Below are 11,921 nucleotides of genomic sequence, written 5' to 3'. Positions count from 1 at the left end.
GATACCGGCGGAGAGTGAGCGGCCCTGCTCAGAGTGTCCCGATCCTGGGAGGAATTCGATTTGCTCACATCGTTGCGAGCACAGTCAAACGATGCCGCAACGCAGCAAAGCTTTCCATATAATTCGCGGGGAAAGGTGTCAGATCACCGGCACTTTTCTCATCTGCACAAAAAAGCGACGGTCAATCCAGGTGAAAGTCAAAAACCTGTGCATCAAAAAAGCGATTGGGCAGGAGCGTCAACGTACCACCCGCCGATGCCACAGGGGTCGCATGCAGAATCGCCCCTTCGACTTTCTCGGAGGCGCCGGGCATGTCACAGCCGGTCATGCCCATGTGCATGCGGTACAGATCAGCGCGATAGACCTTGGCTATGACGTCGATATCCGCTTTGGTGCCAGTGCCGTGGTATTGCGCAAGATGCTGGCCAATCCACTTTGCCTGACTGCGCCAGGGAAAATTCGCCGCACCATGATGAAACATCAAAAAGCCATCGACCCGGCGCTGCTCGCCGCGGTCTGACACCACAAGATGCCCCGACAGCGCCCGGTCGATCAGTTCGGGCGAAAGATCCAGATAGGATTTTCGCGACAACAGGGTCGCTGCCGTCAGCCTTGCATCAGGATCGGCAAGCCAGCGGCCGGCCCGCCACACTGCGCGCATCAGCCGTCCCGTGAGGTCCGGCTCGGTCTCGGCCCACTCGGTGCGCACCGCCAACACCTTTTCCGGCGCAAAGCTCCAGATCGCGACGCCGGGCAACAAAAGCGCACCAGCGCCCTGCTCCACCGCCACCGAACCCCACGGCTCACCCACGCAAAAGGCGTCGATATCGCCTGCCGCCAAGGCGTTCGCCATCAGCGGTGGCGGCACGGTGCGGATCACGATGCCATCAGCACCAAGCTCGGTCGCCGCACTCCAATAGCGCAACAGTTCGACATGCATCGAAAACGGGAACGGCACGCCAAAGGTGATCGGCCCCTGCCGAACCTCGGCCAAGGCACGGGCAGCCTTCGCAGGATCAGCGAAATCAAACTCAAAGCCGATGGACCGGAGCCGGTCCTCAAGCGGTTTGCCCACGCCGATGACGTTGCCATTGACCGACAGCACCGAAAGCGCACTCATCGCTGTCGCCACACCGCCCAGCCCCATGGCCATGGCCACGGGAACAGGTGACAGCATATGCGCCGCATCAACCCGCCCAAAGGCCAGCATATCGCGAACCGAAGACCAGGACGGCGCGGCAATCAGATCAAGCGCTATACCTTCGGCATGCGCAAACCCCATCTCCTGCGCGACAATCAGAGGGGCCGCATCAACCAGCGGCATATAGGCGACAGGAACCGTGACCCGCGTCATCCCAAAAGCCCCGCTGCCGTCACAAGCGCCTCGGCAACATCGGCGACCCGGCGCCCCCGATCCATGGCGGTCTTGCGCAAGAGCGCATAGGCCGCATCTTCATCAATGCCCTTAGCTTTCATCAGCAGCCCCTTGGCGCGATCAATGACCTTGCGCTCTTCCAGGGCACGCCGCGTCTCGGCCAGTTCATTGCGCATCTGCCGCACCATGGCAAAGCGGGCAATCGCGGTATCCATCACCGGCTTGAGGCGCTCTGGTGCCAGACCGTCAACCACATAAGCTGAAACGCCCGCCTCGATGGCCGCTGCCGCCAGCCCATCGGAATTGCCCGAGACAAACATCGCCACAGGACGCTCCAGCGGCCCGGAGGCAAGGGTCAGTTCCTCCAAAATATCGCGGGTCGGATTGTCGATATCAATCAGGACAATATCGGGGCCGTACCCCGCGATCTTCCGCTCCAACCCACTGGTATCGCCGACAACCAGGACGTCACAGGCGCAGGCGTCTTTCAGGGCGTCAACAATTGCCAAGGCTCTGTCGCGGTCCTGTTCGACGACGACAATTCGGATCGAGTTTTTCATGATCTGGAAGTGCAATGGTTCTTGTGGAGGATGCAATTGATTGACGATCAAACGGACATGTTTCTTTTACAGAACATGTCCACCCCAAACAGTGTGCCCATAAAATGGGCGAAAGCCCGATTTTCCTGGGTAGGTTCTCAAGTGTTTGCCGACGCTGCGGTTCGACACCACACCCGTTTTCCACATGCGGTCAGATCGGGCAGGCGCGGCGCGGCCAGCTTTCCGGCAAATCCCTTGACGACACTCAAAGCGAAGAGCGCAAGAGTTTAGCCTATGACATGGCGAACTATGAACTCACGCTGACCGCAGAGCAGGATCACGACATCTTCTGGCGCGCAATCGACCACCCCATCATCATCGCCGTCCTGCACGAGAAAATGGATATCCTGCAGTGGCTCAACGACAGGCTTTAGTCGCCTTCGCGAAATCCCCTCGAATTCCGGCCTTCGAGACGTTTTCCAAGAGCGCCCCAGATCCGCAAGAACGAGCAAGATCCGTGTGGCCTATTCGCCAAAGCCTTGAGGATGAGGGGTAACCGCTCCGATCCTCCAGAAACCTAGCAACCCTTTCCTATATGCCTTGAAGTGGATCCACACAGCAGCAAGCGGAGGGGCAACTCTGTTGCATGCAAACCCTCCGACCGCTCGGTTGGTTAAAGGGCAAGGTTCGGAAATCTGACGTGACCCGGCAGGTGCCGGGACAAAACACCTGCGCGGATGCACTGCCAGACCATGACATACCCCGGCCCCCCACAGGAGGACCGGGGCATTGACTCAGCCGACGAGCAGGTCGGGCTGGGTATCGAGCCCAACAATCAGCGGATCGTGGTCGGACGAGGCGAACACGTCCGGGCTGAAGAAACCGGGATTATTGAACTGGCTGTTGTAGTTGAGCAGATCCGGTTCCTGCGCGTTGATATGCCACTCGGTCACGCCGGTGACGAGCCCAGCGATGTCGCTGGATGCGAGCGCCTGATCGAGCGTGCCTTGCTGGCCATCGAAGATGAAGCTGAACGCCTCCTCCTGACCGATGAAACTGTCGATCAGATCGACATAATCCGGGTCATCGGCAATGGTCTGCACCGGGTCTTCCTTGGCATAGGCGTTGAAATCGCCGAGCAACAGGGCATTGTCCGTACCGGTGCCGTTATACCCGGTCTCGAGCCATGTGGTAAGCTCGCCCGCCGCATCCGCACGCACCGCGTTCCAGAAGCCCTGACCGTTGCCCTGATCGAAATTCGGATCGGCCCGCATCGCGTCGATATCGGCTTGGGTGATACCGGTGCCGCCGCCATCGAGATACGCCTGCGCCGCCTCAACCAGACCCACAAGGCCGCTGTCGCCCTTGGATTTGAAATGGTTGGACGCCACGGTAAAGGTGACACCCGACAGCTTGTCCTCGAACTCCGCCGCCACCACGGGCCGGTTGCGCTGGAAATCCTCCAACTGATTGCCAGAGGCAACGACCGGGTTGAGCACCTCGGCAAGCGCAAAGGTCTCTGCCGCCGACGCCTCGGTGAACACGTTGAAATCGGAGCTGACGAGATCGAGCGCGTTGCTGTCGTAGATCAGGCCGGTGGTGATGGCGTCTGTCCCGATGGGGCCGCCGTCAACGGTTGGATCGACAAAGGCATAAACGGCCGAAGAGCCACGCAACGCCGCTTCGGCATTGAGCGCCTCGACAAAGGCCGCGATGGCAGAGCCCTCGCCAAAGCCGTTATTCTCGATCTCCTGAATGGCAAAGACCTCGGCCCCGGTCTCGAAGAACGCCTCGACCAGCTTGGTGGTCTGCCGCTCAAGGTCGCTGGCCGTTGACGCCCCGCGCGCCTGCCCGGCGGGATTGGTCGCCGCGCCGTCACTGAGCGAGGTGAAGTAGTTGAGCACGTTGAACGCCGCCACCTGAATATCGCCGCCCACATCTTCGGGCAAGGCCGGGCGCGCGCCCTCGTTGGTGGTCGGGTCGATCACCAGTTGGCCATCGATCAGCATCCGGTATTCGCCAAAGCCGAACCGCATCACGCCGGTGATGTCGTCCTGCCCCGCGTCGCCGGTCACCCCGGTGATTTCCGAGCCGAGCCGCAGCGTCGCCCCCCCGGCGGTGAAAGTATCGCCCGCGTCAAGAATGCCGTTGCCGTTGTCGCCCGGTGTCAGGTTGGGGATGAACTCGAAGCTATCCGGGTTCTGCCCCGATTGCCCGTCGTCGATGATCAGCCGGTTGTTGAGGTTGCCCTCGATCACCTGCGCCACCTGCGCGGCCTCGGTCTGCGCATCAAACAGCTGGGTTGCCTGGGTCTGGGTGCCCGCACTCACAGTGATCTCGCCAAAGCGGTCGAGGTTGAAATTCTCGATCACGGTGATCTCTTCATCCGCGATGCCGCTGGAAAGACGAAAGCGCATACCCTCCACCGCCTCGAAATCCGAGGCGCTCTCTGAGAGCATGATCTCGGCCATGGTCGGCAGCGGGTTGCCCGAGGATTGCACGGTCACATTGGTGACATTGCCGATCTGGGTTTCCTCGAAAAACTCCGTCACCGTGCCGGTTACCGAAACTTGATCCCCAAGGCTCGGCAGGGCAAAACCGCCCCCGGTGAAGACGAATATCCCCTCGGAGGTGGCGTCATTGCCGTCGCTGTCGGCATCCTCTTCCTGAAGGAAGAAGCCATCGTCAACGAGATAGGTCACCACCGCGCTCACCGTGACAACCTCACCAAAGCGTGCCGCGACCGGGCCTGCGCCCTGCACCTCGGAAATCAACGCCGGGGTGGCGGGAGCAGCGGCGTTGGTGGCACCGGGCGTGTCGGCCGAGGTGTCACCAAAATCCAACTGCACAAAATCACCGCTGCCATCGGGGTCGCGTGCCCCGCCCGCCATAGTAAAGCTGCCGTCCGGCCCGAACACGGTCGCGCTGTAATTGACATCCGGCGTGGCATCGCCATCTACCAACGAAACCGACGCCAGAACCGCGCCGACATCGGTGTCGAACGTGCCGTCATTGTCAGTATCCAGATCGTCGCCCGCGCTACCGGTAAAGCCGTCAACCAAAAGGAATGTCTGCGGCGAGCCAAAGAAATCCAGCCCCGCAACGCCGACATCACCGATGCCGAGCGCCGGGTTGCTCGCCTCTGCGATGAGAAGAAAGCCATTCTCATCGGCAACAGCTCCATCGAGAGAAATCGCGAAATCGACCTGACCGGGCGCGAATTCACCCGACACGGCGAGTAGCGTCAGCCCGTCAAAACTTTGCCCCGGCGTCGCGGCAATCTCGACGAAATTCGAGGTATCATCGCTGGCACCACTGCTGGAGACACGGAATTCGTTGATCGCCACGCTCGGCGGCGGTGTGGCCCCGTCATTGGCCCCCCCCCGGGTCTCGGCCTCGGGGCCGCGCCATGTGCCATCCGCATTGCGCTGGAGCGAGAAGCCAACAGGCGTGGTGCCGAGTTCGGCCACACCCACATCAGTCGAGGTCAAACCCGCCGCAGGCCCGTCCGCCGCAATCATGGCCCCTTCATAGCTGAGGAACTCGACCACCGTGCCGCCGTTGATCAGCGCGATCCCGTCCGGGAAACCGTTTTGCAGGCCGGGCGCATCCACCACGTAATAGTCGAACACACCATCCGACGTGGCCGGGGCCGCAGGCAGATTGAGAGTCGCATAGAGACCTCCGCCATTGCCATTGTAGAGCGCGAGCGTTGTCGCACTCACGTCCGTGCCCGCGGCCACACGCACCTCGATGAATTCTCCGATATCAGCGCCGTCATTGTCATAGTGAAACTCGTTGATCCGCCCGACAAAGACCTGCGGCGGCGTGCCGTTCTCCGCCCCCGGCGTGCCCAGATCGCCCGCGCCAAAGCTCTGCGTCGCGGTCGTCCAGTTGGCACCATCGTTGTTGTCGGCGGCCAGATCGACCAGTTCCATCGAGGCACCATTCGGGTCGGGAAAGGCAGGGCCGCCATCATATTCGACGCGGTCCACCTCGCGGCCTTGGGTGTCGGTCAGAACGATCTCGTCGGCCCCATTGGCCAGCGCGATGCCGCTATACTGATAATCGACCGCAACCCCGCCATTGGTGGCCGTATCAGCATTGCGCCCCAGCACCAGAAACGCACCCGGCGCGATCAGCAGCGGGCCGCCGTTGTCGATCACATGGACATCGGCATCATTGTCAGAGATGGTGTAGCCGTTGAGATCAATCGCGCTGTCACCGGCGTTGAAGATCTCGAAATACTCGCCCGCGTCGTCCGAGACAGCCGCCGGGTTCTGCATGATCTCGGAGATGACAAGCTGCGCCAGCGGCACGAAATCGTTGTTGAGCCCGCGCGTGTCCTGATCCGCGACCGACCAGCCCTCACCCTCCTCGGCCCGCTCCAACGATGCACCAATGGGCGTGCCGCTGCCCTCGTCCACACCGATATCGGTCGAGGTGACGCTGGCTGCGGTGCCTTCGGTCGCGGTCAGCGTGCCCTCGTAACTCAGCAGTTCGATAAGCCGGCCATTGTTCGACAGGACGATGCCGTCCGCAGCGCCGTTCTGAATGCCGTTCACGGGCATCTCGACGAGGTAATAGTCGAAACCACCCTCGCTGCTCGCGGGTGCATCAGGCAGGCTGCGGCTGTCATAAACGGTGCCGTCATCGCGGTAGAATTCCAGCAAGAGGCCGGAGACGTCCTGCCCCGCGCCGACCCGCACTTCGACGAACTCGCCGACATCAGTGCCCGCGTTGTCATAATGGATCTCGTTGATCCGCGCGTCGATCTCTGCGACATCGGCAACCGTCACAGCAATATCGGCGGTGGTGGTCACATCCCCGTCGCTCACACCGATCTGCACGTCATAGACATTGTCGCCCCCCGCATCCGCGGGCGCTTCGAAATCGGGGGCCGAGACGAAGCTGAGCGCGCCGGTCACCGCATCAATCGCAAACAGCGCGGCGTCGGCCCCGCCGGTGATCGCAAAGCTGAGCACATCGCCATCGACGTCACTGGCCAGAATATCCGCCGGAACGGCAATGCTGTTCTCGTCGATGGTGACAGAGGCAAGGGCAGACAGGACCGGGGCATCGTTGGCGCCCAATATGGTGACTGTCACCTTGGCTTCGGTCACGCCGCCGCGACCGTCATCGACCGTATAGGTAAAGCTGTCGGTAGCTGTCTCGCCATCGTCGAGATGGTCAAAGATCGAGCCGGGATCATACACCACCTGATCACCGTCGATCCGAACCGAGGCCCCAGCCTCGGAATTGGCCGAAACCGCCGTGATCGCGACGGTATCCCCGTCGAAATCCCGGTCATTCGCCAGAAGGTCCGCCACCGCGATACCGGTTGTGCCATCTTCGCTCACCGTTGCGCTGTCGTCGCCCGCGATGACCGCATTGTTGCGCCCGTCGATAAAGATCGTCAGGTCATCAGCCGCGAAATAGAGCGCCTCAACCCCGGTGAGCCGGTCGTGGCCAGCATCGGCCACCGTGGCGGTGACGCTCGAGACCGTTGCTGTGCGCCCGAACCAGCCGCCGCGCACGGAAATCTGGTAGTCGTCAATGCCGCCCTGATAGACCGCCGTGTCAAACCCACGCCCGCCGCTCAGAAAATCATCGCCCGCACCTCCGGCAAGCGTGTCGTTGCCCCGGTCCCCATGGAGCGCGTCCTGTCCTGTTCCGCCATCAAGGATGTCATTGCCCGAACCGGCAAAGAGCAGATCATTGCCGCCACCGCCAGACAGGATGTCATCCCCGCCAAACCCGAGCAGGATATCCCTCTTGTCCGTTCCGTTGAGAACATTGGATTTTTGAGTGCCAAAAGCAAAGTTGCGCCACCAAGCGGTCATGCCGATTCCTCCGACTGCATCAAATGATAGTCGTGGGTGTGACACGCAAACGTATAAGGTTTGTGTCAAACACGACAATTGGGCGTTTCCGATGCGAGCGTCTTGTGGGATCATCGCCCCTGCCCGCTCGCCACTGCTGCCGACCGGGTATTCTCAGAATTCGGAGGGAAATGGCGGACTTATCAGGGTTCGAACCTCAGGCCTCTGCCTCGGGAGGCACTATCAAGACCTTTCCCATAATCGCCATAGAACGCGACGGAGCAAGACAGGACGCTGAATAAAATTGTCTTTTTCGTACATCGCGCCAAAGTGTCCATCCAGAAACAGGTCGCAGATTTCGCCCTTCTGCTCACGTCATGCGTTCGCGCGAAGGCTGAGGGAAGATCAGAAAGGTCTGTCGTCGCCTCTGCCGCCGGGATGCCGATGGCCGCAGCCTGCCTGAGGCATCAGACCTCATTCTCGGTCAACCCCGGCAGGGTCGGATTGTCCGGTTTCACGGTCAGGGTCGAAGCATAGCCCTGACGGCGTGTCTCAACCGACGTCTGCGAAACCCTGGACTCTGGCCGCGCTGCCGTCCGTCCCCAAGGTGACAGCAAGACCGGCACCATGACCGCAGCCACTGCGTCGCAGGGGTCAAAGTTAGCTGTTACATCAAGGTCTCAGGTCCCCCGCAGCACGAAGGACAGAACCATGATCAATCCCTGCCCGACCCATTCCGCGACACCTGCATGTCATCTGCCTGATTTGGGGGCGTGATGGAGCTTTCCGCATATCTCACCTTTGTGATCGTCAGCACGGCACAGGTTGCGACACCGGGACCATCCACGTTGTTCATCGTCAACAATGCCGTCGCCCACGGGTGGCGCCGTGCATTGGCCGCGCTCAGCGGCGATCTGATCGCCATCGCGCTGCTGGCCACGCTTTCCATTGTGGGTCTCGGCACCTTGCTGACCACCTATCCCACGGCTTTCCTCGTCCTGCGCCTTGCCGGTGCGGCCTATATCATCTGGCTCGGTCTGACCTTTCTGCGCACGCCCCCGCCACGACCAGACCCATCAGCCGTCAGATCAGCAGATGCGCGCAGTAGCCTGCTGCTATGGGTCCATTCATTCGGCGTCGGCATAAGCAATCCGAAAGCCGTTCTTTTCTTCGCCGCTTTGTTCCCCCAGTTCATCCCTGCAGGAAGTGGTCCGGCAGTTCTTGCCATATTGGTATCGACTTTTGTCGCAGTGAAACTGGTCGTTCTGGGCGGCTATGCGCTTGGGGCACGACATGCTGTCCGACTGCTCAGCAAGCCCGAGCACGCGCAGCGAGGCCGGTTGCTGACGGGCATCATCTTTCTGGCTTTCGGGGCATGGATGGTCTGGTCTGCCTGGGGCGACATCTAGACCCCCCGCAATTCACACGGAACAGGAAACGTTATGGAAATAGGTATCGACAGTTTTGCCGCGATCTTTCCCGATCCCGCCACTGGCAAGGTTCCAGCACAAGCCGACCGCATGGCGGCACTGCTCGACGAAGTCGTGGCCGCAGATCAGGCAGGGCTGGATGTGTTCGGCATAGGAGAACATCACCGACCGGAATTTCTGGATTCCGCACCCGCTGTCATTCTTGCCGCCGCCGCCGCGCGTACCAACCGGATCCGGCTGACAAGTGCAGTGACCGTCTTGAGCGCGGCCGACCCCGTGCGCGTGTTTCAAGAGTTCGCAACCCTCGACCTGATCGCCAAGGGGCGTGCCGAAATTGTCGTCGGCAGAGGGTCGTTCGGCGAGGCCTTTCCCCTGTTCGGTCTGGACACGCGGGCCTATGATGCACTGTTCGCGGAAAAACTCGAGCTGTTCCTGAAACTGCGCGATGAGACCCATGTGACATGGGACGGACGCTTTCGCCCTGCGCTGACGGGTCAAGGTGTTTTCCCGCGTCCGCAACAGCCCCGCCTGCCGCTCTGGCTGGGCGTGGGCGGCACCCCACAATCCTTTGCCCGCGCAGGGCAGTTGGGCCTTCCGTTGATGATTGCAATCATCGGCGGCAGTTTTGATCGTTTCCGGCCTCTGGTCGATCTCTACCGTGAGACCGGCCTGCAGGCGGGGCACAATCCCGACCAGCTTTCGGTGGGCGTTCACGCGATGGGTTTTGTCGGCGACACCGACACGGCAGCCAAGGATACGTTCTTTCCCGGCTGGGCGCACCTGACAGAGACCATCGGACGCGAACGTGGCTGGTCAGCGCCCACGCGCCAGCAGTTCGACGCGATGGCCGGCCCCGAAGGCGCGTTTCTTGTCGGGGGGCCGGAAATGGTGGCCGCAAAGATGCTTCATGCCAGTGAAGTATTGGGCGGTCTTTCACGCATCACCTTCCAGATGAGTACAGCTTCGCTTGAAACCGCGGCAATGCAACGTTCCATCGCACTTCTGGGCAATGAGGTTGCACCAGTCATCCGCAAGGCCACGGCAGGTGCAGTCGTCACCGTTCACTAAGGATGGCATTCTGGCGCAGGCGGTCGGCAGCAAAATCGATGAAGCTGCGGATCTTGGCAGGTGCCCGACGCCCTTCTGCGTGAACGAGATGAATCGGAAGAGGCTCTGCCTCTTCCGCCTCCAGAACCGTCTCGAGGGTTCCCGCTTCTAGATCAGGGCCGATCTGATAGGACAAGACCTGACAGAGCGCCCATCCCCGCCGCGCAACGTCGATGGCGGCGGCGACACTGCTGACCGCCAGTCGCGGTTCGATCTTGACGCTTTGCGTGCCGCCGTTCCCAAATCTCAAATGGTGTCCGGCATTGAGCGGAGCAATCGACACGACCCTGTGTCCCGCGAGGTCCTCCAGAAAATTCGGGCGTCCGTGCGAGGCAAAATACGACGGAGCGCCGCAAATCACCCTGCGCACCTGTCCGACCCGCACCGCAGTCAGCCCGGAGGATGGCAAAGGCCCGATACGAAGCGCGACGTCAAAACCTTCCTCAATGATGTTGACCAGTCGATCGACCATCAGCACATCGGCGGTAACGCCCTTATGTCGATCCAGAAAATCCAGCAGGACCGGCGTGATGTAAATGCGCCCGAATTCCTGAGGACAGGTGATGCGCAACTGCCCGACGGGGGCCGCAGCCGTACCCGTCGCCGCCTCGTCTGCGGCTTGCAATGACCAGAGTATTTCTCTGACATCCTGGAGATAGGCTCTGCCAACATCGGTCAGCCTTACGGTCCGGGTGGTCCGGGTAAACAGACGGGCGCCAAGATGCGCCTCGAGCGCGTTGATCCCCCGTGTCGCCGATGGCGCACTCATTCCGGCCACGCGCGCACCGGCGACAAAACTTTCGGCTTCGGCCACCGCGACAAAGACCTTCAAGGTTTGAAGACGATCCATCCTGCCCACCATTAATGCAGATTGTGAAATACTGACTTACAGAATAAGGTTATTATTTTATCTTTAGGGATGTTCTACCTCTGTGTCTATCGAAGGCTGCAAGACAGCGGCCTGTCGCCCACACAAAAGGAGACCACCATGCCCGCCCGCAACGAAGCGCCCGTTCTTCTCTACCGAAACCCGAAATCCGGACACTGTCACCGCGTCGAGCTGATGCTGTCGCTCTTGGATGTACCCTATGAAAATGTCGATCTCGACATGGCGAACGCCGCGCACAAAGCGCCCGAATTCCTCAGGCTGAGCCCGCTTGGGCAGGTTCCGGCAATCGACGACAATGGAGCTGCGCTGTCGGATTCCAACGCGATCATCACATATCTGGCCGAACGCTACGGCGACGCCGAAGAGTGGCGGGGTCAAACCCCATCAGAAAAGGCCGAAGTCCAGCGGTGGCTGTCCATAGCAGCCGGAGAGATTGCGTCAGGGCCCTGTGCCGCGCGATTGGTAACCCTATTTGGCGTGTCCCTTGACCACGAGGCCGCCAAGGCGAGAGCACATCGCCTCTTCCAGATGATGGAGGTGCATCTTACAGGCCGCACATGGCTCGTGGCAGAGCGGCCCACGCTGGCCGATATCGCTGGCTACAGCTACATCGCGCACGCCCCCGAGGGTGCAGTCAGCCTTTCCCCCTATCCAAATATCCGCAGATGGCTCTCGGGCGTCGAAGCACTGCCGCGCTTTGTCGGCATGGCACGATCACCCGTGCTGGCCTGACGGTGCCTCGGACCAAGGAGCATCATG

8 protein-coding genes are annotated in these 11,921 nt (G+C 61.0%); 4 read left to right on the top strand and 4 right to left on the bottom strand.

What is annotated here, in order from left to right; genetic code table 11:
- Positions 1-181: 181 nt before the first annotated feature.
- Together VR71_RS23975 and VR71_RS23970 are read right to left on the bottom strand one after the other, a co-directional pair.
- Positions 182-1,354: a CmpA/NrtA family ABC transporter substrate-binding protein gene (locus VR71_RS23975; protein ID WP_009817785.1), complete on the bottom strand. Its 1,173-nt coding sequence runs from the start codon at positions 1,352-1,354 to the stop codon at positions 182-184.
- The gene (locus VR71_RS23970; RefSeq protein ID WP_009817784.1) at positions 1,351-1,935 is read right to left on the bottom strand and encodes an ANTAR domain-containing response regulator; all 585 of its coding nucleotides are present in this window, start codon (positions 1,933-1,935) and stop codon (positions 1,351-1,353) included. The genes VR71_RS23975 and VR71_RS23970 overlap by 4 nt, the downstream gene beginning before the upstream one ends.
- Before the next feature lie 104 nt (positions 1,936-2,039).
- Between VR71_RS23970 and VR71_RS25485 the strand changes: the two genes are divergently transcribed.
- Positions 2,040-2,348 (top strand): hypothetical protein, encoded by a 309-nt coding sequence (locus VR71_RS25485; protein WP_296430860.1) that lies wholly within the window; start codon positions 2,040-2,042, stop codon positions 2,346-2,348.
- A gap of 360 nt (positions 2,349-2,708) precedes the next feature.
- Here the strand turns inward: VR71_RS25485 and VR71_RS25480 are convergent, their stop codons facing one another.
- On the bottom strand, positions 2,709-7,757 hold the full coding sequence (locus VR71_RS25480) for an ExeM/NucH family extracellular endonuclease (protein WP_296430859.1): 5,049 nt from the start codon (positions 7,755-7,757) through the stop codon (positions 2,709-2,711).
- A gap of 755 nt (positions 7,758-8,512) precedes the next feature.
- On the opposite strand from VR71_RS25480, the gene VR71_RS23960 reads away from it, so the two are divergent.
- Together VR71_RS23960 and VR71_RS23955 are read left to right on the top strand one after the other, a co-directional pair.
- On the top strand, positions 8,513-9,145 hold the full coding sequence (locus tag VR71_RS23960; protein WP_045686807.1) for a LysE family translocator: 633 nt from the start codon (positions 8,513-8,515) through the stop codon (positions 9,143-9,145).
- A gap of 33 nt (positions 9,146-9,178) precedes the next feature.
- A complete protein-coding gene (locus tag VR71_RS23955) occupies positions 9,179-10,234 on the top strand; it encodes an LLM class flavin-dependent oxidoreductase (protein WP_045686806.1) in 1,056 nt (351 codons plus the stop codon).
- Here VR71_RS23955 and VR71_RS23950 read toward each other — a convergent pair.
- On the bottom strand, positions 10,221-11,123 hold the full coding sequence (locus VR71_RS23950) for a LysR family transcriptional regulator (protein WP_009817778.1): 903 nt from the start codon (positions 11,121-11,123) through the stop codon (positions 10,221-10,223). The two genes, VR71_RS23955 and VR71_RS23950, sit on opposite strands and share 14 nt — an antisense overlap.
- A gap of 138 nt (positions 11,124-11,261) precedes the next feature.
- On the opposite strand from VR71_RS23950, the gene VR71_RS23945 reads away from it, so the two are divergent.
- Positions 11,262-11,894: a glutathione S-transferase gene (locus VR71_RS23945; protein WP_045686880.1), complete on the top strand. Its 633-nt coding sequence runs from the start codon at positions 11,262-11,264 to the stop codon at positions 11,892-11,894.
- The last annotated feature ends 27 nt before the right edge of the window (positions 11,895-11,921 follow it).

This window comes from Roseovarius sp. BRH_c41 (assembly GCF_000961715.1).
Classification (GTDB): Bacteria; Pseudomonadota; Alphaproteobacteria; order Rhodobacterales; family Rhodobacteraceae; genus Roseovarius.
This window is presented reverse-complemented; position numbering and strand designations above follow the sequence as displayed.

Bases quoted from the DNA above. Each gene is read 5' to 3' on its own strand.
- VR71_RS23960 (WP_045686807.1), top strand. From the start codon at position 8,513: ATGGAGCTTTCCGCATATCTCACCTTTGTGATCGTCAGCACGGCACAG.
- VR71_RS23950 (WP_009817778.1), bottom strand. From the start codon at position 11,123: ATGGATCGTCTTCAAACCTTGAAGGTCTTTGTCGCGGTGGCCGAAGCC.
- VR71_RS23945 (WP_045686880.1), top strand. From the start codon at position 11,262: ATGCCCGCCCGCAACGAAGCGCCCGTTCTTCTCTACCGAAACCCGAAA.
- VR71_RS23970 (WP_009817784.1), bottom strand. From the start codon at position 1,935: ATGAAAAACTCGATCCGAATTGTCGTCGTCGAACAGGACCGCGACAGA.
- VR71_RS23975 (WP_009817785.1), bottom strand. From the start codon at position 1,354: ATGACGCGGGTCACGGTTCCTGTCGCCTATATGCCGCTGGTTGATGCG.
- VR71_RS25485 (WP_296430860.1), top strand. From the start codon at position 2,040: ATGGGCGAAAGCCCGATTTTCCTGGGTAGGTTCTCAAGTGTTTGCCGA.
- VR71_RS25480 (WP_296430859.1), bottom strand. From the start codon at position 7,757: ATGACCGCTTGGTGGCGCAACTTTGCTTTTGGCACTCAAAAATCCAAT.
- VR71_RS23955 (WP_045686806.1), top strand. From the start codon at position 9,179: ATGGAAATAGGTATCGACAGTTTTGCCGCGATCTTTCCCGATCCCGCC.